This window comes from Dyadobacter chenhuakuii, assembly GCF_023821985.2.
In the GTDB taxonomy this organism is placed as follows: domain Bacteria; phylum Bacteroidota; class Bacteroidia; order Cytophagales; family Spirosomataceae; genus Dyadobacter; species Dyadobacter chenhuakuii.
In genome coordinates this window covers 3,291,034-3,317,214 of sequence record NZ_CP098805.1, presented here as the reverse complement: position 1 = coordinate 3,317,214, position 26,181 = coordinate 3,291,034, and the positions used below count along the sequence as shown (strand labels likewise).

General features: G+C 46.6%; 19 protein-coding genes. 16 read left to right on the top strand and 3 right to left on the bottom strand.

All coding sequences use genetic code 11. From position 1 onward, the window contains the following. Window positions 1-119 precede the first annotated feature (119 nt). Complete coding sequence (locus NFI80_RS13690; protein WP_235162717.1) at window positions 120-1,277, top strand: cellulase family glycosylhydrolase; 1,158 nt, start codon at window positions 120-122, stop codon at window positions 1,275-1,277. 68 nt (window positions 1,278-1,345) lie between these two features. Here the strand turns inward: NFI80_RS13690 and NFI80_RS13685 are convergent, their stop codons facing one another. Together NFI80_RS13685 and NFI80_RS13680 are read right to left on the bottom strand one after the other, a co-directional pair. Next, window positions 1,346-1,507 carry a hypothetical protein gene (locus NFI80_RS13685; RefSeq protein ID WP_235162718.1) on the bottom strand — a complete coding sequence of 54 codons (162 nt, stop codon included), beginning with the start codon at window positions 1,505-1,507 and terminating at the stop codon, window positions 1,346-1,348. A 12-nt stretch (window positions 1,508-1,519) separates the two neighbouring features. After that, window positions 1,520-1,969: a DUF6934 family protein gene (locus NFI80_RS13680; protein WP_235162719.1), complete on the bottom strand. Its 450-nt coding sequence runs from the start codon at window positions 1,967-1,969 to the stop codon at window positions 1,520-1,522. On the opposite strand from NFI80_RS13680, the gene NFI80_RS13675 reads away from it, so the two are divergent. The 15 genes from NFI80_RS13675 (at window position 1,969) to NFI80_RS13605 (ending at window position 24,535) form a co-directional block, all read left to right on the top strand. Beyond that, window positions 1,969-3,555, top strand: a complete 1,587-nt coding sequence (locus tag NFI80_RS13675; protein WP_254414148.1) for a sulfatase family protein — start codon at window positions 1,969-1,971, stop codon at window positions 3,553-3,555. The genes NFI80_RS13680 and NFI80_RS13675 overlap by 1 nt on opposite strands. Window positions 3,556-3,624: 69 nt before the next feature. Next, window positions 3,625-4,659: a T9SS type A sorting domain-containing protein gene (locus NFI80_RS13670; RefSeq protein WP_235162721.1), complete on the top strand. Its 1,035-nt coding sequence runs from the start codon at window positions 3,625-3,627 to the stop codon at window positions 4,657-4,659. Window positions 4,660-4,770: 111 nt separating this feature from the next. After that, complete coding sequence (locus tag NFI80_RS13665) at window positions 4,771-5,379, top strand: RNA polymerase sigma factor (protein ID WP_235157672.1); 609 nt, start codon at window positions 4,771-4,773, stop codon at window positions 5,377-5,379. Between the two features lie 116 nt (window positions 5,380-5,495). After that, complete coding sequence (locus NFI80_RS13660; protein ID WP_233795446.1) at window positions 5,496-6,620, top strand: FecR family protein; 1,125 nt, start codon at window positions 5,496-5,498, stop codon at window positions 6,618-6,620. A gap of 210 nt (window positions 6,621-6,830) precedes the next feature. Further along, on the top strand, window positions 6,831-10,142 hold the full coding sequence (locus tag NFI80_RS13655) for a TonB-dependent receptor (RefSeq protein WP_235157682.1): 3,312 nt from the start codon (window positions 6,831-6,833) through the stop codon (window positions 10,140-10,142). Window positions 10,143-10,169: 27 nt separating this feature from the next. After that, a complete protein-coding gene (locus NFI80_RS13650) occupies window positions 10,170-11,609 on the top strand; it encodes a RagB/SusD family nutrient uptake outer membrane protein (RefSeq protein WP_235162722.1) in 1,440 nt (479 codons plus the stop codon). Window positions 11,610-11,641: 32 nt separating this feature from the next. Beyond that, window positions 11,642-13,303 (top strand): FAD-dependent oxidoreductase, encoded by a 1,662-nt coding sequence (locus NFI80_RS13645; protein WP_235162723.1) that lies wholly within the window; start codon window positions 11,642-11,644, stop codon window positions 13,301-13,303. Window positions 13,304-13,424: 121 nt separating this feature from the next. Further along, window positions 13,425-14,666, top strand: coding sequence for an MFS transporter (locus tag NFI80_RS13640; protein WP_233795450.1), 1,242 nt, complete (start codon window positions 13,425-13,427; stop codon window positions 14,664-14,666). 41 nt (window positions 14,667-14,707) lie between these two features. After that, window positions 14,708-15,229, top strand: a complete 522-nt coding sequence (locus tag NFI80_RS13635; RefSeq protein WP_235125355.1) for a gluconate 2-dehydrogenase subunit 3 family protein — start codon at window positions 14,708-14,710, stop codon at window positions 15,227-15,229. A gap of 29 nt (window positions 15,230-15,258) precedes the next feature. After that, window positions 15,259-16,971, top strand: a complete 1,713-nt coding sequence (locus NFI80_RS13630; RefSeq protein ID WP_235162724.1) for a GMC oxidoreductase — start codon at window positions 15,259-15,261, stop codon at window positions 16,969-16,971. 165 nt (window positions 16,972-17,136) lie between these two features. Continuing rightward, a complete protein-coding gene (locus NFI80_RS13625) occupies window positions 17,137-17,802 on the top strand; it encodes an RNA polymerase sigma-70 factor (RefSeq protein ID WP_235157719.1) in 666 nt (221 codons plus the stop codon). A 57-nt stretch (window positions 17,803-17,859) separates the two neighbouring features. Then, entirely contained in the window at window positions 17,860-18,864 is a 1,005-nt protein-coding gene (locus NFI80_RS13620) for a FecR family protein (RefSeq protein ID WP_235162725.1), read from the top strand. A gap of 19 nt (window positions 18,865-18,883) precedes the next feature. Then, the gene (locus NFI80_RS13615; RefSeq protein ID WP_235162726.1) at window positions 18,884-22,357 is read left to right on the top strand and encodes a SusC/RagA family TonB-linked outer membrane protein; all 3,474 of its coding nucleotides are present in this window, start codon (window positions 18,884-18,886) and stop codon (window positions 22,355-22,357) included. Between the two features lie 26 nt (window positions 22,358-22,383). Beyond that, window positions 22,384-23,889: a RagB/SusD family nutrient uptake outer membrane protein gene (locus tag NFI80_RS13610; RefSeq protein ID WP_233795456.1), complete on the top strand. Its 1,506-nt coding sequence runs from the start codon at window positions 22,384-22,386 to the stop codon at window positions 23,887-23,889. A 145-nt stretch (window positions 23,890-24,034) separates the two neighbouring features. Further along, on the top strand, window positions 24,035-24,535 hold the full coding sequence (locus NFI80_RS13605; protein WP_235162727.1) for a hypothetical protein: 501 nt from the start codon (window positions 24,035-24,037) through the stop codon (window positions 24,533-24,535). A 210-nt stretch (window positions 24,536-24,745) separates the two neighbouring features. On the opposite strand, the gene xylA is transcribed toward NFI80_RS13605, so the two are convergent. Further along, window positions 24,746-26,074: a xylose isomerase gene (gene xylA / locus NFI80_RS13600; protein WP_233795458.1), complete on the bottom strand. Its 1,329-nt coding sequence runs from the start codon at window positions 26,072-26,074 to the stop codon at window positions 24,746-24,748. Between the last annotated feature and the right edge of the window lie 107 nt (window positions 26,075-26,181).

Here is a 26,181-nt window from a genome sequence, read left to right as displayed (position 1 = left end):
ACTTTTAAGATAACTGGTAACGTAGAAAAATAGCTGACCGGAAATTCTTCATGCGCAGCCAAGTGTAGAAAAGGCTGCTGCGCGTCTTTTAAATAATTATAAACAAAATCCTTAACTGAATGAAATTTTTAAAAACGACAGTCTGGGCGATCCTTATTTGCCTTTCATTTCAAAACTGTGCGAAAAAAGAGCGGAAAGATGAAAGCGCCGCAACGGAGCAAAAGGATACGCGCGAGATTTGGACCAAGGAGCAGGCAAACGAATGGTATGCTAAACAAGGTTGGCTGGTAGGTGCCGATTTCCTGCCCAGCACCGCCATTAACCAGCTCGAAATGTTCCAGGCGGCCGATTTTGACACAGCCACCATCAATAAGGAGCTTGGCTGGGCAGCTGATATCGGCATGAACACGATGCGGGTTTATCTGCACGATTTGTTGTTCCAGGAAGATTCTGCTGGCTTTGTGCAGCGGTTGGACGTGTTTTTGGACATTGCAGAAAAACATAAGATAAAGCCATTGTTTGTATTATTCGATTCCTGCTGGGACCCGTTTCCTAAGCTGGGAAAACAACGTGCACCAAAACCAGGCGTCCATAACTCAGGCTGGGTGCAGAGCCCGGGGCTTAATGCACTGAAAGACAGTACGCAATATCCGCGTTTGGAAAGATATGTAAAAGGCACAGTCGCTGCTTTTGCAAACGATAACAGGGTGCTGGCCTGGGACATTTGGAACGAGCCGGATAACCCGAATACAAGCTCTTACGGCAAAGTTGAATTGCCTAACAAAGTGGATTATGTGATCCCATTGCTGTCAAAAGCATTCGTTTGGGCACGGTCCGTGAACCCTTCGCAACCATTGACAGCGGGAGTCTGGAATGGTGACTGGACTTCTCAAGAGACTTTAAAGCCAATTGAAAAAGTAATGATCGACCAATCGGACATTGTTACTTTTCATAATTACGAAGACGCAGCAGATTTTGAGAAGCGTATCAAGCAGTTGCAGCAATACGGCCGCCCGATGATTTGCACAGAGTATATGTCACGTGGAAATGGCAGTTTCTTCAAAGGATCGTTGCCTATCGCCAAGAAGTACAATGTTGGCGCCATCAACTGGGGACTTGTAGACGGCAAATCGCAAACGATCTACCCATGGGATAGCTGGAAAAAAACTTACACCAAAGAACCCGACCTCTGGTTCCACGACATCTTCCGCAAAGACGGAACGCCTTATAAGAAGGATGAAGTTGAGTTGATAAAAAGCTTGACTGCGGCGAAGTAACTCAGGTTGAGTTAAAAAATAAGACCTGCCAGATTTGCTTTGGCAGGTCTTATTTTTGTCTATTACTGTCAGTGATTTTTAACAAATTCCTTAACATTCATTTTAGAAATCCTTTCCCAAAGTTCTCCGTTTTTCGCATCCGAAGCTTCTTTCTCTGTTGCAAAAGGTCCTAAATTCTTTTTTTTGAAAGGAGTGACGGTTGCAGCCTTGTCTTTGTGTGTAGTTGCCATAATTTATTTTTTTTATTCAATATTAACATTTTTAAGCATAACAAGAAAGCTGTCATAGCATCTATCAGGTGCGAATGACTCGATGTGGTCTCCTTTTATACCGAATAGTTTAAAACTTGCTGATGCTTGACCGAGCTCCTGACCTATTAGAATATTATACAAGCGTGATCTAGAAGGCGTGTTACCCGTAAAAGCGATCATCGCCGTCGGATAAACGTCAAGAAATGTCATTAATGTCTGGACGACGGTTGCCATTACAACTTTTAAATCGCCATTATTACTGATTGTTACAAAATCCAATGAGTCGTCTTGTAAAACATTGGCAAGACTCAGAAAGAAAATTTGAGGATCGGCAGTTTGACTATAAATTACGGCTTTGTGAATTTCTTTCTTGCCAATGCTTAAAAAATCAAATCGCGTTGCATTATTCAGCGAGTCAAACTCATAAAAAGGATTATTCATTGACTTATCATAGTATGTGTATTGCCAATATTACAAAAAAGCATTTGTTCCGGACCCCAAGTATTCTTGCCATTTTTCTAACGGTAACACTGGTTAGTCAAGGGCTGCTGTTCGCTCAGAAAAAACAGCAAAGACCCAATGTTATTTTCATCTATGCGGATGACGTGGGTTATGGTGATTTGAGCAGTTATGGCGCGACAAAAATCTCGACACCCAGCATTGACCGGATCGGGAAGGAAGGAATCCGTTTCACGAATGCGCATACGACCTCTGCGACTTGTACGCCTTCAAGGTTTGGATTGTTAACGGGAAAATATCCCTGGCGGCAGAAAGGGACGGGCGTTTTGCCGGGCGATGCGTCTCTGATTATTCCTACTGACCGGCTCACTTTGGCGAAGGTCTTTCAAAATGCAGGATACAAAACGGCATCGGTTGGAAAGTGGCATTTGGGACTAGGTGAAAAAAACAAGCAGATCAATTGGAATGAACCTATTACCAAAGGCCCCAATGAAACTGGCTTTGACTACGCTTACTTTTTCCCCGCAACCTCCGACCGCGTCCCCACCGTTTTTATCGAAGATCAAAATGTACAAGGACTCGATAAATTGGATCCCATAGCAGTGGACTATTCCAAAAAAATAGGCAATGAGCCCACAGGTCTGGAAAATCCTGAACTTTTGAAATTACCTGCCTCGCCGAATCACGGGCATAATAACACCATCGTGAATGGAATTGGTCGCATTGGATGGATGACGGGCGGGAAGCAGACCCGCTGGACGGATGAGGAAATTGCACATGTGTTTTTGAGCAAAGCGGAACAGTTCATCGAGGAAAACCAAAAGAACCCGTTTTTCCTGTATTTCTCATTGAATGACATCCACGTTCCGAGAATGCCAAGCAGCCAGTTCAAAGGAAAAAGCCAGATGGGCTTGCGCGGCGACGTGATCCTGCAAATGGATTGGACGGTAAGCGAAATACTTAAAAAGCTGGATGAATTGAAGCTGACTGAAAATACGCTGATTATCTTTTCAAGTGACAATGGTCCCGTTCTGGACGACGGTTATGCGGATAAAGCGGTTGAACTGGCTCAGGGGCACAAACCTGCGGGCGTGTTAAGAGGTGGAAAATATAGCGCTTTTGAAGGTGGAAGCCGCGTGCCATGGCTCGCGCGCTGGCCGCAGGCGATCAAACCAGGCACTGTTTCGGACGCATTGATCTGCCAGATCGATCTGCTCGCATCATTCGCTCATTATTTCCAGCAAAAAATGGAAGTCGATGATGCCCCGGACAGTTTCAATACCATGGATGCCATCCTGGGAAAATCAAAAATCGGCAGGCCGTATCTCATCAAACAAGGCGGAGCATTGTCTATCACCAGGGAAAACTGGAAATACATTGAGCCAAGAGAAGGCAAAGCGATCCAGGAACTGACAAACACAGAAACCGGAAATAACGCATCCCCTCAACTTTACGATTTAAGCAAAGATCTGGGAGAAAAAACAAACCTGGCAACCAAATATCCCGCGAAAGTAAAGGCTATGGCAGGGGAGTTGGCAAAGATTAGGGAGGCTGAAAGGAGCCGATAAAAAATTTCCCAAAAATACTTTGTGACCATTACTAAGACCTGACGTCTAAACACATAAAACCCATGTTTTATGACGTCACATTTTATTTCTTTTTTGAGCGTTTTGGCAGCTGTTTTGTGGTCGGCGCTGTTTCAATGTGCATTGGCGCAGACTATTTATTTTCACCAGGATTTTTCGAAATCGGGGCCTTATGTCAGTGCTGATCCTGATTCCGGACAGTTTAGCCATATTGTTGAGACGGTTCCTGAGCTTTCTTTTTCTAAATTTTCCAAAAACTATATGGATCTCGTGCGGACGCAGGAGGATTCTGCGACGGGTGGGATTATAAGAGTTTTGCGGGCGACACCATTTAAGCCGAACCCGGAAACATTATTTATCCAGATCACCCTCAGCGCTGAATCTGTGCAGTCGGCGGCGCTGAATGCGATGTATTTTTATGTGGGTGAAAATTTTAATCCTGATAACCATTCCTTTCCGGGCAATGCATTGATGTTCGGAAAGTTCTCGCTTAATTTTCAGGATGGTGGGTTTAGTATCAAGGACTTCGCAACGCAAAACACCAGTAAGGTTATCCCCAAAAAGAAGCAGGTTACATTGACCTGGGTCCTGAATAATTCAAAGAAAATACTGGCTTACAAACTGTCCTCCACTCATGCTGTCACCTACAACGCCCTGCCGGGGAGTTACGATTTATGGGTTAATAATGAGCCGGTAAGCCTCAATAGTCCCGCTTATCCAGGCAATTCCTTATATGCTGCTAATAAACTTTCCAACTTCGAAATGCGGTTCCGGAACGGGCAGGGTAAGGTGCGTATTCACGAGATAATGATCCGTGATGGTGTATCTGAACTGAAAACGGGAGAGGTTGTAGTCGCGCCCAATCCGGCAACTCGGAAAATGATCACATTACGTGCTGAAAACGTGGATAAATCGTCGCTCCGGCTATTTAATATGTGGGGGCGGGATGTGAATATTTCGGCGGAGATAGTGGCTTCTGATAAAATCTTCATCCATCCTGTCGAGGAGCTGGCGTCGGGAATGTATATCGTGCATTTCCAAAATAAGGAGCGCAAGAAGAAATCTGTCAGGGTGATGGTGGAGTAATGTTCAGGGTGTAAGATTTTTTGGTATAGGATGAAAATTGGATTAAGTTTGACTAATCGTTGTAATTAAGCAAGCTTGCGTTTGTAACCTTGTGGCAACTTTTACAATGTTATGAAACCACATTCTCAGCCTCCTCAATCTTCTGATGACAATGCGCTCTGGCGACAGTTTTTGTCGGGGAATGTGGCTGCGTTTGAGCAATTGATGTCTTCTCATTTCCGCGTGCTTTTCCGTTACGGCTGTAAATTTTCGAAAGACCAGGAATTTGTTAAGGACTCGGTGCAGGATTTGTTTTTGCATTTGTGGGAAAAACGGGAGAATCTGAGTGCGGAAGTTGCTGTCAAACCTTATCTGATGGCTTCACTGCGCCGCCTTATGCACAGAAGCGTGTCGTCCAGGTCGTGGGTCGGAGAGGGGAATGCTGAGCAGGCGGATGAGGCATTTGATCTTGAATTTTCTGTTGAGCAGCAATACATTATCAACGAATCTACGCTCGTGCGCACGCGCCAGCTCGAAAAACTGCTGATGGAGCTTCCTAAGCGTCAGAAGGAAGTGATCTATCTGAAATTTTTCCAGGAGCTGAGCCGGGAGCAGATCTCCGAGATCATGTCCGTTTCCCCGCAAACCGTTTCCAACCTCCTCCAAATCGCCATTAAGCAGCTCAAAAAACATTGGAAAGCTGAATTCCTTACCTTCTTTTTGATCCATTTATTTATATAAAAAAGGGTCATAATGCCACTGAAAATGCGGTTTTATTGATTTTTCTAGAAATAATTTAAAATTTATTGGTATCCCGATCCGCTTTGTGTCTATCGTATGTTAGAAGCAAGCCTCATATGGATCATTACAGAGATTTTACCGTTGAAGATTTTGTCTGGGATAACGTTTTTAGGCAATGGGTCCTGTCGCCTACGCGCGAAACGGATGAGCTTTGGGAAGCGTGGATTGAAAAAAATGCAGATGCCCATGACAAAATTCAGCAGGCTAAGAGTATAGTGCTGTCGTTGCGATTGCACGAACCCGAATTAAGCGATCCTGAGATTACAGAAATCGTAAAGAACACCATTGGCCGCATAGACGGTTTTGAAAAATATCCCACTTTTGCCGAGCCTGTAAAACAGCTAAAAACTTACCATTTTCCATGGTTTCGCATGGCAGCAGCGGTTGCATTGCTGCTTATTTCAGGTTGGATCATTTACTCACTTTCTACCAAAAAAGAGTCTCGGCAGATCACATTCGAAAAGCCCATTCAAGAGGATAAGGACAGCATTACCGAGAAGTGGAACGCTTCTACGAAGCCTATGACGGTGGTTTTAGACGATGGGAGCAAGGTGACATTGTCTGCCAAGGCCCGCATCCGTTATGCCAACAAGTTCGTGGCTGCCAAGCGCGAAGTTTACCTGGAAGGCGAAGCATTTTTTGATATTACAAAAGACGCTGACCGTCCGTTTTTTGTGTATTCCAATGGCTTGGTTACCAAGGTTTTGGGTACAAGTTTTACCATTAGGGCATATGGAAATTCGAATGAGGTTACGGTGGAGGTGAAAACCGGGCGAGTTTCCGTTTTTCCGCAGTCGGATCCTGATTTTGAGCAAAAAACTTCGGGTAGGGAATTGCAAGGCATTGTGCTGAGCCCGAATCAGAAAATTATTTATTCGAGGGAGGAAGTGAGAATGGTGAAGACGCTGGTCGAGAAACCCGAAATAGTCGTTCCTAAGGCTGAAATCCCACAATTTGAATTCGAAGACACGCCTGCGAGCGATGTTTTTGCAACCGTTGGCAAGGCTTATGGCATTGAAATCCTGTACGATGCGGAAATTCTAAAAGACTGCCCGCTAACGGCAACACTGGATAACCAGACACTTCACGAAAAGCTTTTTATTATCTGTCAGGCTGTGGAAGCCAGTTATGAAATCATCGACGGGCAGGTTGTGATCCACAGCAGAGGTTGTAAGAATTGATATTAATATGTTGTAAATCAATGTTCTACTTTAACCCAACACCTAAACGACCCGATTAAAAAACAGAAAGAATAATCCATAAAAAAGAGCCGGCAATGTTCCCGCATCACCGGCTCCGAATAATCCCTTTTGGTTGTCGCCATTTTTCCTCCTATGCGGAGGCAGGGATCGTTTTGCCAGCTTTTGAATCATAACAAAACAATCAAATCTATGAAAAAACCCTTTAAATACCGCCAGGTATTACTTTGGACGATGCGAATAACAGCTACACAATTGATATTTGCCATATGGTTCATTGGAACCGGCCAAGCCCACGACAGCAACGCGCAGTCGCTTCTATCTCAGAAAATTACGATTAAGGCCAGCGGCAGTGAAGTAAAAAAAGTGCTGGGCCAGGTCGAAAAGCAGGCCGATGTCCGGTTTGTGTTCAGCTCCAAACTAATCAAATCGGCTAGAAAAGTGACGGTTAATGCGACCGAAAAACCTTTATACGAAGTCCTTGACCAGATACTGACGCCCTTGGAGCTTGAATACGAAGTTTCAGGGAAAATAATAATCCTTAAAAGACAGGACGCCCTTCCGCCGGCTGAACTGCCTTCCAAAAGCATTTCTCCCAAGCGTAACCTTACAGGCAAAGTGGTGGATGAAATGAACGCGCCGCTTCCGGGGGTAAGCATTGTGGTGAAGGGAACGCAAACCGGCACAACAACGGATGCCGATGGCGGTTTTACGCTGGATGTGCCTGATAATGGAGTGCTTGTGCTGAGTTTTGTAGGGTATATGACCAAGGAAATTCCGGTCGGAAATCAAAGCACGATCAACATTACGCTTGAAGCTGATGTGAAATCACTGAGCGAATTAGTGGTGGTGGGTTATGGAGTTGTTAAAAAGTCTGATTTGACCGGATCGGTTGCTTCTATCAAATCCACAGAATTGAATGCTTACCCGGCAACAAACCTCATGCAATCACTGGCCGGACGCGCGACAGGTGTGCAGATTTCGCAAAACACAGGCGCGCCGGGAAGTCCTATCAGCGTACGGATCCGGGGAACAAACTCGGTTCAGGGGGGTAACGAGCCACTTTATGTGGTGGATGGCTTTCCTTATTCCACCAGCCCGACATTGCTGAACAATGCCGATGTTGAATCCATTGAAATCCTGAAAGACGCTTCTGCCACAGCCATTTATGGTTCGAGAGGGGCGAATGGCGTTGTCTTGATCACAACCAAAAAAGGAAAGTCAGGCAGGATCAGCGTGGACCTGGACAGTTATGTAGGTTTTCAAAAGCCGAGGAAGAAAATTGAAATGATGAATGCCAATGAATATGCACAATTCTACAACGAACAAGCTGCTAATGACGGTCTTGCACCGCATTTTACACAAGATGAAATCAATGGTTTCGGCACAGGAACCGACTGGCAGGATCTGACACTCCGGACAGCTGCCATTCAAAACCACTCGGTTTCAGTAAACGGCGGAAATGAGAAAACACGCTTCTCGGTTTCAGGAAGCAACTTCAATCAGGGCGGTATCATTATTGGAAGCGACTATGTGCGTAACTCCATCCGGGCCAATCTGAGCACCGATTTCAGCAAAAAGTTTAAGTTCGATATCAATACAATTTTGACCCGCATCGACACGGATCGCAAGAATTCAGGCGGTGGAAACCGGGGTAACTCATTGATTTCGGCTATGCTTTCGGGTTACCCGACTGTGGATGCGCGTTTGCCCGAAGGTGGTTATTCCAATTTGGCCACGGTTTATTCCTGGGGTTCCAATGTGATCACCAATCCGCTGAACTTCATTGAGCAGCAAACGGATCACCTTCGTTCCAATAAAGTGCTTGCCAACGGAGCGCTTACTTACATGCCGCTGGAAGGACTTTCTATCAAAATCTCGGGCGGGATTGAGAATACGGATGACCGCGGCGACTTTTATACAACTAAAAAATTCGTGAATTCCCTGGGGTCAGCCTCCATTAACACCGCCCAGACCACCAGCTTGTTGAATGAGAATACGGTAAGCTATGTAAAAGAAATTGGCAAGCACAGCATTTCCGCAGTGGCCGGTTTCACTTACCAGGACCTGACCCAGACTGAGCTGAACACAAACGCGAGTGGCTTTGTGAGTGACATTCAGGAGTCATTTGATGTTGGCGCTGGTGCAACGCAGGGTGTGCCGAGATCGAGCTATTTTAAATGGTCACTTTTGTCTTATCTGGGCCGGTTAAATTATTCATTTAACGATAAATTCCTGGCAACGGTCAGTTTCCGTGCGGATGGTTCCTCACGTTATACCGAAGGTCAGAAATGGGGTTACTTTCCTTCGGGATCCATTGCGTATCGTTTGTCGGAGGAGAAATTTATCCAAGATATACCCTTCATTTCGGACCTGAAAATCCGGGTGGGTTATGGCGAAACGGGAAGCACGGCCATTGATCCTTACTACACATTAAACCAGCTGTCGTCCAACAAAGTGGTTTTTGGAGACGCCTTAACAACTTCCTATGCACCGGGCTTACGCCTTGCCGGACCATTGAAATGGGAAACTACATCGCAGTCCGACATTGGATTGGACATTGGGTTTTTTCAAAACCGATTCTCGCTGACATTGGATTATTATATCAAAAATACGCGTGACCTACTCAATAATGTGCCTTTGCCTTCATCACTGGGCTATGCTTACACCATTGATAATGTCGGAAAAGTGCAGAATAAAGGTTTTGAGATCTCGGCCAATGCCAATGTGCTTACCGGCGCTTTCAAGTGGAATGTGTCTGCTAATGCATCCATCAATAAGAACAAAGTCTTGAAATTATATGGCGGCAATGATGTACTGGGCCAGGCAATCGACATTTCGGTGATTAATGACAATGTGAATGTGCTGCGTGAAGGCGAGTCGATCGGGACTTTTTACGGATACATTGAAAAAGGATATGATGAAACCGGCAAGATCGTTTACGAAGATTTCAACGGAAACGGCACGCGTGACATTGGCGACAAACGCATCATCGGAAACCCGAACCCGAAGCTGATTTACGGTTTCAATTCGAGCATGAATTACAAAAATTTCGAGTTGAATGTGTTTATTCAAGGCACGCAGGGGAATGATATCTTCAACCTGAGCTCTGTAAACCAAACCATGGATTACGGTCAGGCCCTGAATATGCCGCGAGAAGTGTTTGCAAACCACTGGACGCCAACCAATACCAATGCCAAATATCCATTGATCACAGGCAAAGTGTCGCAAGCGCAGGTTTCGAACCGGTTCGTAGAAGACGGATCTTACCTGCGTTTCAAGAACATTCAGCTGAGCTACAATGTGCCGGTGAAAAACATCAAATGGCTTACCAGTGCGCAGGTTTATGTAAGCGCACAAAACCTGATCACATTCACCAAATATTCCTGGTTTGATCCTGAAATCAGTTCCTATGGCAGCTCTAACTCGATCCGCATGGGCATTGACCATTACAGCTATCCTACTGCAAAAACGACGACTATCGGCTTGCGCGTAGGTTTCTGATCTATCAAACATTAAAATTTACCTGTAATGAAAAATATAGCTATCTGTTTAATACTCGCCCTTTCCCTCATGGCGTGTGAAGACGTTCTGAAAGAAGAGCCAAAATCACTGGCTGCGGAAGTTTTTTACAACACCCCGGACGAAGCACGCGCGGCGGTGAATGCCATCTACGGTCCTATGCGTGGCCCTAATGGTTTGAGTGTCAATTACCCGGCGCAGCAGGAGGGGTTGCCGGACTATGGAAATTCAAGAGGCAGCCAAACGCCCGTGAGCCTGTACCAGGGGCTGGACAATACGAACATTAACCGTGTTGGCGCGATCTGGGATGCCTTTTATCAGTCTATCCGGAATGCCAACATTGTGATCGATAATGTGCCGAAAGCGAAAGAAATTTCGGAAGGTGACATTGCCAAGTTTGTGGCCGAAGCCAAATATCTGCGTTCGCTGATCTATTTCGCAATGGTCCGCAACTGGGGCGGCGTTCCTTTGCGGACGGAGGCAAACATGACGGTTACCGACCTGAAACGCGCCAGCATTGAGGAAGTGTATGATCTGATTTTGAGTGATGCATTGAACGCCGAGCAATTTCTGCCCGATGCGCCGTCGGAAGTAGGACGTCCTACGAAATGGGCTGCGAAAACCTTGCTTTCGGAGATCTACATGTATCAGGAAAAATGGAAAGAATCCAGCGAACGGGCCAAGGAGGTGATCGCATCGGGAAAATATTCATTGGTGCCTGTGAGTGTTTCGGAAGATTTTCAAAAAATTTATGGTCCGGAAGTAGTATCCACTCCCGAAGAGATCTTTTACTTCAAATTCTCACGTCAGCAGGGTTTCGGACTGGTCGGCTACGCGCACCGAGCCATTGGGCCGTATCGTTACTATGGCCCGGGCGGCGTATATGCACAGTATACAGATTCGACTTCCAATTCTTTTATCAAAACCTGGGATATGAAAGATTTGCGTAAAGCCCACATCCTGTATAATGTAGACGTAGGCCTTGGCCCGAACACCTGCCTGTACCGGAAATTCCGCGATCCAGTGGCAACCGACGGCGGGGGAAATGACTATCCATGGTATCGCTATGCTGATCTATTACTTTTCCACGCCGAAACCGCAGCCAGGGCCAATGGCGCGCCAACGGCCGAAGCATTGGAAAGTCTGAACAAAGTCCACCGCAGGGCTTACGGCTATAATGCAGAAACTGTATCACCAGTGGATTTCAAACTCGCAGGACAAACATTGACGTCATTTATTGACCTTGTTGTACGTGAGCGCGGCTACGAAACCATGTACGAAAGCAAGCGCTGGCTCGACCTGAAACGCCTGGGCATTGCCAAAAAGCGTATTAAGGAAGTGAAGAACATCGACATTGCCGACAAGCATATGATGTGGCCGATCCCGAATTCAGAATTGCTTTATAACAAGGCACTTGACCCTGCCAAAGACCAAAATCCAGGTTACTGATTTTTCCTATTCCCAACCAACAATTGATGAAAATGAATAAGTATTTGATTTATCTGATTGCATTTTTTTTAATCGCCGCCAGCCCTTCATGCTCTGAAAAGAAGAATGAAGAAGCAAAAGACGCCCTTACCGCGGACGTGATCATTTACGGAGGAACTTCCGCGGCGGTTACAGCTGCTGTTCAAGTGACTAAGTCTGGGAAAACAGTGCTCGTGGTTTCGCCGGATAAGCATTTGGGCGGACTTTCTGCGGGCGGCCTGGGATTCACGGATACCGGTAACAAATCCGTGATCGGGGGACTTGCAAGAGAATTTTACCACAGGTTATACCAGCATTACGACAAGCCCGAAGCCTGGAAATGGCAAAAAAAGGACGAATATGGCAACAAAGGCCAGGGAACTCCGGCGATGGACGGAGCTGAGCGCACCATGTGGATTTTCGAGCCGCACGCAGCTGAGCAGGTTTTTGAGGATTTTGTAAAAGAAAACAACATTAAGATCTACCGCGACGAGTGGCTGGACAGGGATAAAGGCGTTGAGAAAAAAGACGGCAAAATTGTTTCCATCAAAACACTTTCAGGTAAAACATTCGCAGGCAAAATGTTCATTGACGCCACTTATGAAGGTGATCTGATGGCAGCTGCGGGCGTAAAATACCATGTGGGACGTGAGGCAAACAGCGTTTACAATGAAAAATGGAATGGTGTGCAGGCGGGCGTTTTCCAGCACGGACATTATTTCAAGAAAAACATCAGCCCTTACAAAGTGGAAGGCGACCCGAAAAGCGGCCTGTTGCCGTACATCAGCGACGAGCCGATTGCGGAAAACGGCTCGGGCGATAAAAAGATCCAGGCTTACTGCTTCCGTATGTGCCTTTCGTCAAATCCTGATAACCGCATTCCGTTCGAAAAACCGGAAGGTTATGACGTTGGCAACTACGAATTACTGGCCAGGGTTTACAAAGCAGGCTGGGACGAAACATTTGATAAATACGACCCGATTCCTAATAAAAAGACGGATACAAACAACCACGGCCCGTTCAGCACGGATTTTATTGGTGAAAATTATGATTATCCTGAGGCAACCTACGAACGCAGAAAAGCGATCATTAAGGCGCATGAAGTGTATCAGAAAGGCCTGATGTACTTCCTTACCAACGATCCCCGTGTCCCTGCGGATGTGCGTAAAGAGATGAGCAAGTGGGGTTTACCCAAAGACGAGTTCAAGGACAACGGCGGATGGCCGCATCAGATTTACGTGCGTGAAGCGCGCCGGATGATCTCGGCAACAGTGATGAACGAGAACCATACAATGGGCATCACACCTGTGGAGCAGCCAGTCGGAATGGGCTCGTATGCACTGGATTCGCACAATGCGCAGCGTTATGTGAAAAAAGATGGCTATGTGCAAAACGAAGGGGACATAGGTGTGCACCCAAAATCACCGTATAGCATTTCCTATGCCTCTATTGTGCCTAAAAAAGAGGAGTGTGAAAACTTGTTCGTTCCAGTGTGCCTTTCCAGCTCGCACATTGCCTATGGATCGATCCGTATGGAGCCTGTTTTCATGATTTTAGGACAAAGCGCAGCAGCGGCCGCCGTGCAGGCGATTGACACAAAAGTGGCCGTTCAGGACGTGGATTATGCGAAATTGAAAGAGCAGCTTTTAAAAGACAAACAAAAATTAGAATTGTAATATATTATTTTGTCAATTACATTTGCAGCCTAATTTTCGATGTATAAATGGTCAATAGCCGGGTGAAAATCCGGCTATTTATTTGAAACGATAACAACTCCTTAACCCGATATTAATCACAATGGCCACCATTACTGCTGAGCGATCAGACTTTTCCCATCTTTTTAGTGCCCCCGTCATTGTCGCTGCCCTAGGATATTTTGTTGATATATATGACCTGCTGCTTTTCGGGATTGTACGCTTGCCCAGCCTTGCCTCACTCGGTCTTTCGGAAACAGAAATTTCACTGACTGGTGCCAGCATCCTGAACTGGCAAATGACAGGTTTGCTGCTGGGCGGCATCCTGTGGGGTGTGTTGGGGGACAAAAAAGGGCGCTTATCTGTGCTTTTTGGCTCCATTATTACTTATTCGCTTGCCAACATTGCCTGCGGTTTCGTGCAGGATCCTACTACTTACAAGCTTTTACGTTTTATAGCAGGCATCGGGCTCGCCGGTGAGCTGGGTGCTGGAATTACATTGGTTTCCGAAATTTTACCAAAGCATTTACGCGCCATAGGCACATCATTGGTTGCCGGGATCGGGCTTTTGGGCGCAGTAGTGGCCTATTTTACCGTAGAATATTTCGATTGGCGTTATGCCTATTTCATTGGCGGCGGACTGGGGATTTCGTTGCTGCTGCTGCGGATCGGCGTTTTTGAATCCGGTATTTTTAAGGATATCAAGAATCAAAAGCATGTTGAAAAAGGAAACTTCTTTGCCCTTTTTACCAATAAAGACCGGCTGATCCGTTATCTCAAATGCATCGGGATCGGGCTTCCTACCTGGTTTGTGATCGGGATCCTGGCCACATTCAGCAACGAATTCGGGAAAGCGCTGGGCCTGTCAGAAGTCGTAAAGCCCGGATTATCAATCATGTGGTGTTACGTTGGGTTGTCTATGGGTGACTTATGCAGTGGTTTTTTGAGTCATTGGCTGGAATCGCGTAAGAAGGCTGTATTTTATCTGATGATATTTACGTTAATATGGAGCGTCGTTTATTTGTATGCCGGAATTAAATCTGTGTCAACATTTTACGGCGTAGCAGGATTACTGGGGTTTGGTATTGGTTACTGGGCCATGTTCGTAACCATTGGTGCTGAGCAGTTTGGGACCAATTTGAGAGCAACAGCAGCCACCACCGTGCCTAATATGGTGCGCGGGACCGTAGTGCTTATGACAACATTATTTGCTACTTTTAAAGACTCTTTTTCAGTCATTAACTCAGGAGCGCTGGTCGGAATCATATGCTTTGCGATAGGCCTTTTCTGCATTCTGACCATTCCAGAAACCCACGGCAGAGACCTTGACTTTCTGGAAGAATAAGCTTTCAACAGCGTAACAACAACATTCAAAACATAAAAACAATGGAAAGACGCGTAGCGCTTAAAAGCATGGCACTGGCCATGGGCGCAATGGCGGGGCTGCCTGCTTGGGCATCCGGATGGAGCAAGGGCACTTTGGAAAAAGGTACATTGCTTACAGCCGACCAGTCTAAAATATTGACCGGAATGGTGGAAACCATTATCCCAAAAACAGACACGCCGGGTGCAGGCGAACTGGGCGTAGGTGGTTTTGTTCAAAAAATGGTGACAGATTGCTACGATAGCAAAGCGCAGGCAAGCCTGAAAAGCGGCATTTCCAACTTGGACGAGCAGAGCATTCAGCGGTTTGGTAAATCATTTGCCGACGCAGGCAAAGATCAGCGCATGCAGCTTTTGCAGGATATGGACAAAGGCAGCGACGCAGGCCAGAAAGCGTTTTTAGGAATGGTTAAAAACCTGACGATTCAAGGTTATATGTCGTCGGAATATGTGATGACCAATCTGACCCATTATGAAATGATCCCGGCACGTTACCACGGCTGCGTTCCGGTTACAAAAGGCTAGGAGTTCCCTTCCTATCTCACAAAAAAATTATGGCGAATTTTAATATTGACAGTAAAAAAGCCCGCACTTATGATGCCATCGTAATTGGCTCAGGAATCAGCGGCGGCTGGTCGGCGAAGGAGCTGACTGAAAAAGGTTTGAAAACACTGGTGCTGGAACGCGGCCGCGATGTGCAGCACATTAAGGATTATCCTACCACGAATATGATGCCGTGGGAGTTTGAGCACCGCGAAAGGCTTCCGAAAGAGGTTACCGATGCAAATCCCATTGCCAGCAGATGCTATAACTTCAAGGAATCTTCTGCGCACTTTTTTGCCAAAGACAATGAGCATCCATATGTGCAGGAAAAGCCGTTTGACTGGATCCGTGGCTATCAGGTTGGTGGCAAATCGCTGCTATGGGCACGCCAGACGCAGCGTTGGAGCAAGTACGATTTCGAAGGCCCGGCACGTGACAAGTTTGCCGTTGAATGGCCGATCGGGTACGACGACATTGCACCCTGGTACAGCCACGTGGAGAAATTTGCCGGCATAACCGGAAACAAAGACGGCATCGACACATTGCCGGATGGTGAATTCCTTGCTCCGCACGATCTGAACTGTGTTGAGAAATACTTCAAGGAATCTGTTTCAAAACAATACAAAGACCGCCACATTATCATCGGCCGCGCGGCGCACATTACCGACCCGCAGCAGATCCACCTCGATCAGGGACGCGCGAAATGTCAGCATAGGACCATTTGTGAGCGCGGATGTCCGTTCGGAGGCTATTTCAGCAGCAACTCGTCCACCATTCCCTGGGCTATGAAAACCGGGAATATGACATTGCGCCCGCATTCTGTCGTGCATTCGATTATTTATGACGACAAGAAACAAAAGGCGAGCGGCGTTCGGGTTATCGATGCCAATACCAAGGAAACGATGGATTTTTATGCGGATATTATTTTTGTAAATGCAGCCGCATTGAACAGCAATCTTATTTTATTAAACTCCATATCATCACGCTTTCCGAATGGCCTGGGCAATGATAGCGGTGTGCTGGGCAAATACGTCGCCTTCCACAATTATCGCGCAAGCATTTCCGGCGAGTACGAAGGCTTCCTGGATTCAACCACCGAGGGACGACGCCCGAACAGCGGCTACATTCCAAGGTTCCGTAATGTGTACAAGCAGGAAACCGATTTCCTGAGAGGTTATGCAGCCGGTTTCGGCGCGAACCGCCAGACCTATAACGATCGGGACGGAATGGGCGAGTCGTTGAAAGCGGGACTTCTGGCTACAAAATATGGCAATTGGAGCGTGGGATCACACATGATGGGTGAAACCATTCCGAAAGAAAGCAATTACGTGGCGCTGGATCAGACGATGAAAGATCCTTTCGGCATGCCCCAGCTTAAAATTTCGGTTGGGTATGACGATAATGATGAGAAAATGATCAAGGATTACATTGAGCAGGTTAGCGAAATGTTTACGCAAGCTGGTTTCAAGAATGTAAAATCACATGACGGACACAGAAATCCGGGGAATGACATTCATGAAATGGGCGGTGTACGAATGGGTAAGGACCCGAAAACGTCCATGCTGAACAAATTTAACCAGCTGCATGCCTGCAAAAATGTGTTCGTAACCGATGGCGCTTGTATGACTTCGACGTCTACACAAAATCCGTCGCTTACTTATATGGCCTTGTCCGCACGTGCCGTTGACCACGCAGTGAAGGAAATGAAGGCCAAGAATTTATAATCTTACGAAAGTATATTGCAAACCGCCACCTCACCGTGGCGGTTTTTTTTATTCCCCTCAGGCTGCAAACGATATAATTAAAAAAAGTTTTAGTTTTTTCTAATTCAGACTAAGGGAATTCGAGTGCAATAAAGTCTTTTAATTATTACATAAAATAAAGACTCAATGCACGACCCTTTGCTTAACCCGGAACCAAAGCGCACAAGTACATTCGTGTCTCCTTTACAAGAAGGGAAGAGTAATGTCAATGAAATCGATTCAGCCGTTTTTTTAAAGGCAACATTTGAACAGGATCCTGGGAAAGGACTTGAACTATTGTTCCGGCGCTATTACAACCCGCTTTGCAGTCACGCAGTGCGGTTTGTCTACTCCAAGCAAATCGCGGAAGACCTGGTAAGTGAAGTGTTTTTCCAGTTCTACCGGACACGGGCTTACGAGAACATTACATCTTCCTATACAAGCTATCTTTTCCGGTGTGTGCGGAATGAATGCTATACGTATATGCGTAGAGAGTTCGGGAAAATGGCCTCCTTGGAAGCGAGTGAAGAAAACACCATTTCAACTTACCATCAGCAGCCCGACGCTGAAATCCATTATAACAACCTTTTTCTGAAAGTGAATGAAGTAATTGCGCGCCTGCCGATGCAATGTCAGAAAGTATTTTTACTCAGTCGCTTTGAGAATAAAAAATACCACGAAATCGCTGCTGAGCTTCATATTTCGCCCAAGACGGTGGAAGTGCACATTTCAAAAGCTTTGAAACACCTTCGGCTGGCCCTGCGAGGCGAATGGATGATTTCTGCGGGATTAACGCTGGTAAGCTTCATTTAAAACCTGAATGTCATGTGTCAAAAGGACCGTGACAACTATTTCGAAACTAAAAACATGATGAAAAAAATTATATCAAAATACACGCTGTTCGAGTATTTGGCGGGTCGCGCCAATCCGCTGGAACGGCAGCTTGTAGAAGATTGGATCCGGGAAAAAGATAATGAGGAGACATTCAGTCAATGGCTGATGGAATATGAAACAAAAAGCCCGCAATTTGTTCCGGATCAGGACGCCGCAATCAAATCCCTGCTGCATCGCCTGGAAACGGAGCCCGTTGAAGAATCTTCCAAAACATCGGTCGGCCACGTTCGCCCGAACTTCTTCTCGGCAAGGTCTAACAGCTTCTGGTTAATGGCAGCTTCGGTAACATTCGTTGTGGGATTTGGCTGGTGGTTTCGCGAACCCTTGCAGTATAAAACCTACCAAACCGCTTACGGCCAAACGACCGACGTATATCTCGAAGACGGCAGCCGCGTTGCGCTAAACTCAAACTCAAAGCTGAAAATCCCGCGGTTAGGATTTGACGACGAAGTAAGAAATGTGATTCTGGAAGGAGAAGCGGAATTTGCAGTAAGCCATACCATTGATGATAAGCGGTTTGTGGTAAAAACATCAGATGATTTTCAAGTGGAAGTGCTCGGGACAACATTCTCGGTGTTTGCCCGTCCGCGGGGAACCAAAGTAGCTTTAAAAAGTGGCAGCGTCCGCATTGACTATTCTCAGAACAACGAGCGTAAAGAAGTCATGATGGAACCAGGCGACATGGCAGTGGTAGATCCAGCCGGAGCTGTTCAGCTGGCCAAAAAGCAGGATACCAACACATTTGCGACCTGGAAAGAGCAGCGCTATGTTTTTAATTCCACATCAGTAAGGGATATTCTGGCCATGATCGATGAAAATTTCGGTCAGAAAGTAAAGCTTTCCCATGCAGAGATCGCGGAGCGGACCATTACGGGAAATTTCAAAACGAAGAATGCCGACGAGCTGTTGAAAACGGTTTCTGAGGTTCTCGACATGAAAATAGAGCAGAACGGCGATACCATCATTTTAAAAAACCAATAAATACCTAAATCAATTAACTATGAATATAACGCTATCAGCTAAGCAATGGGTAGCAATCGGGATTGTGCTGATGACGCAATCTTCTCTGGTTGCCCACTCCCAGATTATCGCTTACGCTTCTATTCCCACGCGCCAGCATACCAGTTTCGGCCAGGAAATGAAGTTAAAGAATGTGCTGCTTGATTTGCAGAAACATTATGGGGTTGAGATTATTTTCGAGGACCGCCTGGTAAGATCCGTCAATGTTGCCGTTGGCACACTGGATTTCAACCAGTCACTTGAAAAAAATCTGGGTTTATTGTTACAACAGAACGGTTTGACCTACAAAAGGACGCGGAAAAATACTTTTGTCATTACGGAAATCAGGACAAAAGACGCTGCTCCCGGCAAGCCAACATCCACAGACCAGGCTTTGCTGAACCAGCAGGCGCTGCTGACTTCATCTGGCACGCAAGCGGTGGCAGACAGGACGGTTAAAGGAAAAGTTTTGGACGAATCGGGCGGCGGACTGCCCGGCGTAAGCGTGGTTTTAAAAGGAACCCAACGCGGGACTTCAACCGGCGCCAATGGAGAATTTACACTGGATATTCCGGATGGCGGATCTCAGAACGTGCTTGTAATGAGCTTTGTAGGATATAAATCCCAGGAAGTAACAGTCGGAAGCCAGTCGGCCATTGACGTGACAATGTTACCTGACGAAAATGCGCTTGACGAGATCGTTGTTGTGGGCTATGGAACAGTGAAGAAATCTGACCTTACCGGCGCTGTTGGAACGATAAAAGGAGAAGTTTTACAAGAACGCCCTGCATCCTCCCTGAACCAGGGACTTTCGGGCCGCATTGCCGGTGTGAATGTGTCGTCCAACTCGGGTCGGCCGGGTGGGCGCGCGAACATTCGTATCCGTGGAGCAAGCTCGATTTCTGTTTCTAATAATCCGCTGTATGTGATCGACGGAGTCATTTTGAATGCAGTGGACCTTGCGAACGGAAGTACACCCATTGATTACATTAACCCGAACGACATTGCTTCCATTGAAGTTTTAAAAGATGCCTCTTCCACGGCTATTTATGGTGCCAGAGGTGCGAACGGGGTAATCCTTGTAACCACGAAGCGCGGAACATCCGGCGGCGGAAAAGTTACTTACGATACCGACATTTCCATTGGTATAGCACCTAAAAAACTGCCAGTTTTGAATTCGAGAGAGTTTTTGGCAGTGGAAGAACAGGCTTATGTCAATGCCGCAAAATTCGATCCGGTAGGCTGGGCGACGGGAACCAAATACACCGATCCTAAGCTGAAACGTACTAATCCGCTGCTATTCGATGCAAGTGGTAACCCGCTTTACGACACGGATTGGCAGGATGAAACATTCCAGAAAGCATTTACACAAAACCACCAGCTTGGCTTAACAGGCGGAAGTGAAAAAGGAAGCTACGGCGCATTCCTGAACTACCGGAATGAAAACGGGATCGTGCGCGAATCGTGGCAGAAACGGTTTGCAGGAAGATTTGTATTCGATAGCCAGATCAAAAGCTGGCTAAAAGTAGGAGGAACCCTGGGTTATACCGACCAAAACGAAAAGCAAATTGACCAGTTGGGCGGTGGAGGTATCACGGCTATGCGCCAGGTGCTGGAAGCTTTGCCGATTATCCCAGTTAAATATCCTGACGGAAGATGGGCGAGCAACAGGGATTATCCCGGAATGGAAGGTGGCGACAGCCCATTGCGCGTAGGAGCGGAGCGGTTGTCCTACCTGAGAACCCAGACAATGCTTGGAAACATGTACGCGACAATAAGCCTGGCACCAGGCCTGGATTTTCGCTCGACAATAGGAACCAATGTGATTAATCAGCGCGAGGACTATTTTGCTGCGGCGGGCTTGCAGTACATTTCAAATAATGGTGATGCCTCTGTTCAGAACAGACGTTTCAATTCATGGCAGTTTGAAAACTACTTGACCTATGTCCGGGATTTTGGGAAAATCCATTCCATTAATGCAATGCTGGGTTTGTCGTGGCAGCACGTGGACCGGTTTGAAAATCTTGCCAGGAGCCAGAATTTTACGGATACTTATTTTCAGTTCAATAACCTTGGAGCAGGAGCAACTGCACTGGCCCCAACTTCCAATGCGCAGGCTTATGGGCTCAACTCTTACTTTGCAAGGCTGAATTATAGCCTGATGGATAAATATCTGGTCACCTTCACAGGCCGGATAGATGGTTCTTCCAAATTCGGGGATGCCAACAGATATGCATTCTTCCCATCGGCGGCACTTGCATGGCGCGTGTCCGAAGAAGAATTCCTGAAATCGAACGCGGCGATCTCCAACCTGAAAATCAGGGCGAGCTATGGCGCTACGGGTAACTCGGAAATCCCTGCTTACCGCGCATTGGCCGGTATGACCAACAATATCTCGAATGTGATCGATTATAGTGTGATTTTTGGTGGCAACCGCGCCATTGGCACGGGCATCAGCCGAATGTCGAACTCGAACCTGCAATGGGAAAAAACACAGCAGGTTGATTTGGGAATAGAACTGGGCTTGTTTTCAAACAGACTGAGCTTTGAACTAGACCTTTATCGGAGAAAAGTGAATGAAATGCTTCTTGATGCGCCACTTCCTTTAAGCAGTGGTTACAGCAGCATTTTTACCAATGTCGGAAGCATGGAAAACAAAGGGGTTGAGTTTGCAGTGAATTCTACCAACATTAAAGCGGGTGATTTCTCCTGGAATACCACCTTCAACATTTCTGTCAATAAAAACAAAGTACTGGCATTGTCCGGTGGCAGTGACATTTTCTCGGGAGCCACGGTAATCCGGGTTGGTGAGCCGGTGGGTTCGTTTTTCGGAAGGGTGAACCAGGGAACATGGTCAACAGCAGAGGCAGATCTGGCAAAGAGTTACGGCGAGCTGCCGGGTGACGTGAAATACGCGGACCTGAACGAAGACGGAGCAATTAATGACCTGGACCGGGCGATCATCGGAAAAGGTATTCCCGACGGTTTCGGAACATTCCTGAACACCTTTCAGTACAAAGCCTGGTCGCTCACGGTGGATTTGCAATATATGTACGGAAACGACGTGCTGGACCGGAGTATCCACTCGGCAGAAGACAGACAAGGCATTGCCAACAGTTATAAAACAGTGCTGAACGCCTGGACAGAGACAAATCAGAATACGCCAATTGCACAAGTACGGCCGATCAATGCGGGTTACGACACCAACAACGACAGCCATAAAGTTACCGATGGTTCATTCATCCGCGGGCGCAACCTGTTGCTGGCCTACTCGTTCCCGGCGTCGACGGTCTCGAAGCTCAAACTGGACCGCCTGAGAATCTATGGCTCAATCCAGAACTTCTTCGTGACCACCAAATACAAAGGTTATGACCCGGAAGTTTCCAATTCAGGCTCACCATTTGACCAGGGATTTGGATTGTACGATTATCCGAAGCCAAGAGTGTTTATGCTCGGACTCAACATTGGTTTGTAAATCTTGACCTTTATTCGAATCATTATATGAATAGTATATCAAAAAAAATCGGACTGTTCACCACCGTGGTGAGTATGTTTTGGGCCACAGGTTGCAAGGATTTCCTGGATGAATCAGATCCCAGCAATTTCACAACCGACAGCTATTTTACTACCCCCGCACAGGGCCGTAGTGCAGTCAATTCTATCTATGCTAGTTTGCGTGAGCCTCTTTCAAGCGGATTTGGCGGCGGTGCCTGGATGATGACTGAATTTGCAACCGGACTGGCCGGGACGGATCTGGGGCAGGCTGTTAACAGCTATTTTGTCAAAGATCTGAGGAATACTTCTGATAACGGGTACAGCCAGACTTATTGGGCGGCCTATTACAGGGGCATAGCCAACGCCAATCTTTCCATCGAGAAAATACCCAATATCCCTGCTATTAACCCTGCTGAGGCCAAAATGCTCGTTGGTGAAGCAAGTTTCCTGAGAGCTTTCTATTATTTCAACCTGGTGCGCATGTTTGGCAACATTCCGCTGGTAACCAAGCCGGTGGATCTTACATCCGAGCAATTGAAGCCAACCGCCGCGGCTGCGGAGGATGTGTATAACCTGATTGTGGAGGATTTAAAGGTGGCGGAAGCATCCGGCTTGCCCTGGGCTGATGTTTCGGGAAAAGTGAGCATGGGTGCTGTGAAATCGCTGATGTCTCAGGTTTACCTTACTATGGCCGGTTTTCCATTGCAAAAAGGCGCTACTCATTATGCACTGGCAGCTGAAAAAGCTGGCGAAGTGATTGATTCGAAACAATTCAAGCTTTTTGCTTCCTATGATGACCTTCACAACCCGGCTAAGAAAAATGTGGAGGAAAATATCTTCATGATCCAGTTTAGGACGCAGATCCTTCCGTCCAACTGGCAGGTGTCGATCATCCCTTACAACAAAAATATCTCACAGTATTCGGATGAAACGGGTGGGATTTACTCAACAGCAGATTTTGTAAAATCGTACGATGCCGCTGATTTGAGGATCAAGGAAAAGCAATTTTTCTACACCAAATTCACCAACGAAACAGACCGGACCAAAGAAGTAGATCTCGGTGGATATTTTATTTACAAACATTTCGATAACGTAGCCCAAACCAGCACAGCCAACAGCGACCTGAACTGGCCTGTGATCCGCTACGCCGATGTTTTACTGACTTACGCGGAAGCTGCAAACGAAGCAACCGGGCCATCTGCCAAAGTTTTAGAAGCGGTTAATGCCATCAGGACACGCGCACAATTGCCCGCACTGACCGGTTTGGCGAAGGATAAATTGCGTGAAGCGATCTGGAAAGAGCGCTGGCATGAGCTGTGTTTCGAGAACATTACCTGGTTTGATATGGTAAGATTGCGGAAAGCATTCAACGTTAAAACCAAGACGTTTGAAAATTACGTAGGCCACAAATTTACTTATGGACCCACGGTAACAGAACGCGAACTGCTGTTCCCGATCCCCACCGCCGAAATCCGTAACAACACGAATCTGCGCCAGAACAACGGATATTAAGCAGTCAGAAACGTTACAATTCGTGCATTTAGGTTAATAGTTAAGCATATTAAAGGTGCAAGCCGCTGGAAATTTTTCAGCGGCTTCTTTGTTGCTGGCATTGTATTTTATCCGTTTGGACTATCATCACCAAATTTGATCTGATATGAAGAAGTTAACAAGAATCGTTTTCGCAAATTTCGCAATAGCCGCTGGCGCTTTGCTGGTAGGTTGCAACTCAGGAGCTGATAAAGACAGAAAAGAATTGGCAAATGCGGAAGAAAAAGCCCTGGAAACCGCCGACGAAGCCAGTCAGGAAATAGCCAGCACTTCGGATACAACCGACATGGCCGCTGCGAAGGAAGATCTGCTGGAAGCGAATGATAAATTGAACGAGAAGCAGCGCGATTACATGGCATCGCTCAAAAAAGAAGAATCCAGCTTACAGGAGCGCATTGCCAAGCTCAATGATAAAATAAAGTCCGCCGATGGAGACGCCAAAAAACGCCTCACGGCGAAGATGGACAAAGCCGTAAAAGAGCGCGACCTGTTACAGGCTAATATCCTGGAAATGGCAAAGCCTATGGAAGATAAAAGATTGGAGACAGTCCAGAAAGAGATTCAGCAACGGATCGTTGCTATTAATAAGGAGCTGAGTGAAGAGTGAAAGTAGGTTGCCAACCTGAGCGGATATAAGCCTGTCACATAGCCTGTCAGCCTGAGCGCCCATTAACACTGTCAGCCTGAGCGCCCATTAACACTGTCATGCTGAGCGGAGCCGAAGCACGTTACCCAGGAGTAGCGCGCCTTCGTCTCCGCTCAGGCTGACAGGGCATATACGGTGTAAGCTGACAGGGTCATAGCCCAACCCACATCCCTAGATAAACCGATTAATCAAGTTCTCCAAATACTCCTGTTTGCCAGAAATCGTTGCAGGCTCGCCTTTACCGGCAGCCAGATCAAACAGATCTTCCAGTTTCAGTTGTCCTTTTTCGAAGTCAGCGCCTTTTCCTCCGTCGAAGCTTGCGTAGCGGTCGGTGCGGATTTTGTCGTATTCTCCGTTTTGGATGATCTTATCGGCAACGATCAATGCTCTTGCTACTGTGTCGATACCACCGATGTGTGCGTGGAAAACGTCTTCTACATCGGTTGAGTTACGACGACGTTTTGCATCGAAGTTGATTCCGCCGCCTTGCAATCCGCCGCCTTTCAGGATTACCAGCAATGCTTTGGTCCATTCAGCGAGGTCGTTCGGGAATTGGTCTGTATCCCATCCGTTTTGGTAATCACCACGGTTAGCGTCGATCGATCCCAAAATTCCTGCGTCAACAGCAACTTGTAGCTCGTGCTCAAATGTATGTCCCGCCAATGTAGCGTGGTTTACTTCCAGGTTCAATGCAAAGTCGCCCAGCAAGTCGTGCTGACGAAGGAAACCGATTACGGTTGCTGCATCATAGTCATACTGGTGTTTTGTAGGCTCGCAAGGTTTTGGTTCGATGAAGAATTTACCTTTGAAACCATTTGCACGTGCATAAGCCACAGACATTTTAAGCATCTGCGCAAAGTGCTCCTGCTCACGTTTCATGTCTGTATTCAGCAAAGTCATATAACCTTCGCGACCGCCCCAGAACACATAATTTTCTCCGCCTAGCGCGATTGTAGCGTCCAAAGCCATTTTTACCTGAGCGCCTGCGTGTGTAACCACATCGAAATCAGGGTTGGTAGAAGCGCCGTTCATGTAACGGTGATGGCTGAACAGGTTAGCAGTTCCCCAAAGCAATTTAACGCCGGATTCCTTTTGTTTCTGACCCAAATAGGCTGTCAATGCTTGCAAACGCTGTTCGTTTGTCTTTACATCGTCCTCATAATCAACAACGTCCAGATCGTGGAAGCAGTAGTAAGGGACACCTAATTTGGTAATAAATTCAAATGCAGCATCTGCTTTGTCTTTCGCGCGGTCAACGGCATCTGCTTTTTTGTCCCATGGGTAAAAAAGGGTAGGTCCGCCAAATGGGTCAAGGCCTGAACCGCAGAATGTATGCCAGTAAGCAACAGCAAAGCGAAGGTGATCTTTCATGCTTTTGCCTGCTATGATCCGGTTTTCGTCGTAGAAACGATAAGCCAGTGGATTGTCTGATTCAGGACCTTCAAATGCGATTTTCCCGATTCCTTTGAAATACTCCTGTTCTCCGAGTAAGATGCTCATTGTGATTTGTTCTTTATTAATAAGTGTAACATTGACATTTCATGCTGCAATACTATCACTTTTTTCTGAATTTTTTGCAGTGAAAATAAAAAGAGGAGCAGAAATGA

Excerpts from the sequence above, each read along its gene's own strand:
- NFI80_RS13690 (WP_235162717.1), top strand. The coding sequence starts at position 120 with ATGAAATTTTTAAAAACGACAGTCTGGGCGATCCTTATTTGCCTTTCA.
- NFI80_RS13685 (WP_235162718.1), bottom strand. The coding sequence starts at position 1,507 with ATGGCAACTACACACAAAGACAAGGCTGCAACCGTCACTCCTTTCAAA.
- NFI80_RS13680 (WP_235162719.1), bottom strand. The coding sequence starts at position 1,969 with ATGAATAATCCTTTTTATGAGTTTGACTCGCTGAATAATGCAACGCGA.
- NFI80_RS13670 (WP_235162721.1), top strand. The coding sequence starts at position 3,625 with ATGACGTCACATTTTATTTCTTTTTTGAGCGTTTTGGCAGCTGTTTTG.
- NFI80_RS13665 (WP_235157672.1), top strand. The coding sequence starts at position 4,771 with ATGAAACCACATTCTCAGCCTCCTCAATCTTCTGATGACAATGCGCTC.
- NFI80_RS13660 (WP_233795446.1), top strand. The coding sequence starts at position 5,496 with ATGGATCATTACAGAGATTTTACCGTTGAAGATTTTGTCTGGGATAAC.
- NFI80_RS13655 (WP_235157682.1), top strand. The coding sequence starts at position 6,831 with ATGAAAAAACCCTTTAAATACCGCCAGGTATTACTTTGGACGATGCGA.
- NFI80_RS13650 (WP_235162722.1), top strand. The coding sequence starts at position 10,170 with ATGAAAAATATAGCTATCTGTTTAATACTCGCCCTTTCCCTCATGGCG.
- NFI80_RS13645 (WP_235162723.1), top strand. The coding sequence starts at position 11,642 with ATGAATAAGTATTTGATTTATCTGATTGCATTTTTTTTAATCGCCGCC.
- NFI80_RS13640 (WP_233795450.1), top strand. The coding sequence starts at position 13,425 with ATGGCCACCATTACTGCTGAGCGATCAGACTTTTCCCATCTTTTTAGT.
- NFI80_RS13635 (WP_235125355.1), top strand. The coding sequence starts at position 14,708 with ATGGAAAGACGCGTAGCGCTTAAAAGCATGGCACTGGCCATGGGCGCA.
- NFI80_RS13630 (WP_235162724.1), top strand. The coding sequence starts at position 15,259 with ATGGCGAATTTTAATATTGACAGTAAAAAAGCCCGCACTTATGATGCC.
- NFI80_RS13625 (WP_235157719.1), top strand. The coding sequence starts at position 17,137 with ATGCACGACCCTTTGCTTAACCCGGAACCAAAGCGCACAAGTACATTC.
- NFI80_RS13620 (WP_235162725.1), top strand. The coding sequence starts at position 17,860 with ATGAAAAAAATTATATCAAAATACACGCTGTTCGAGTATTTGGCGGGT.
- NFI80_RS13615 (WP_235162726.1), top strand. The coding sequence starts at position 18,884 with ATGAATATAACGCTATCAGCTAAGCAATGGGTAGCAATCGGGATTGTG.
- NFI80_RS13610 (WP_233795456.1), top strand. The coding sequence starts at position 22,384 with ATGAATAGTATATCAAAAAAAATCGGACTGTTCACCACCGTGGTGAGT.
- NFI80_RS13605 (WP_235162727.1), top strand. The coding sequence starts at position 24,035 with ATGAAGAAGTTAACAAGAATCGTTTTCGCAAATTTCGCAATAGCCGCT.
- xylA (WP_233795458.1), bottom strand. The coding sequence starts at position 26,074 with ATGAGCATCTTACTCGGAGAACAGGAGTATTTCAAAGGAATCGGGAAA.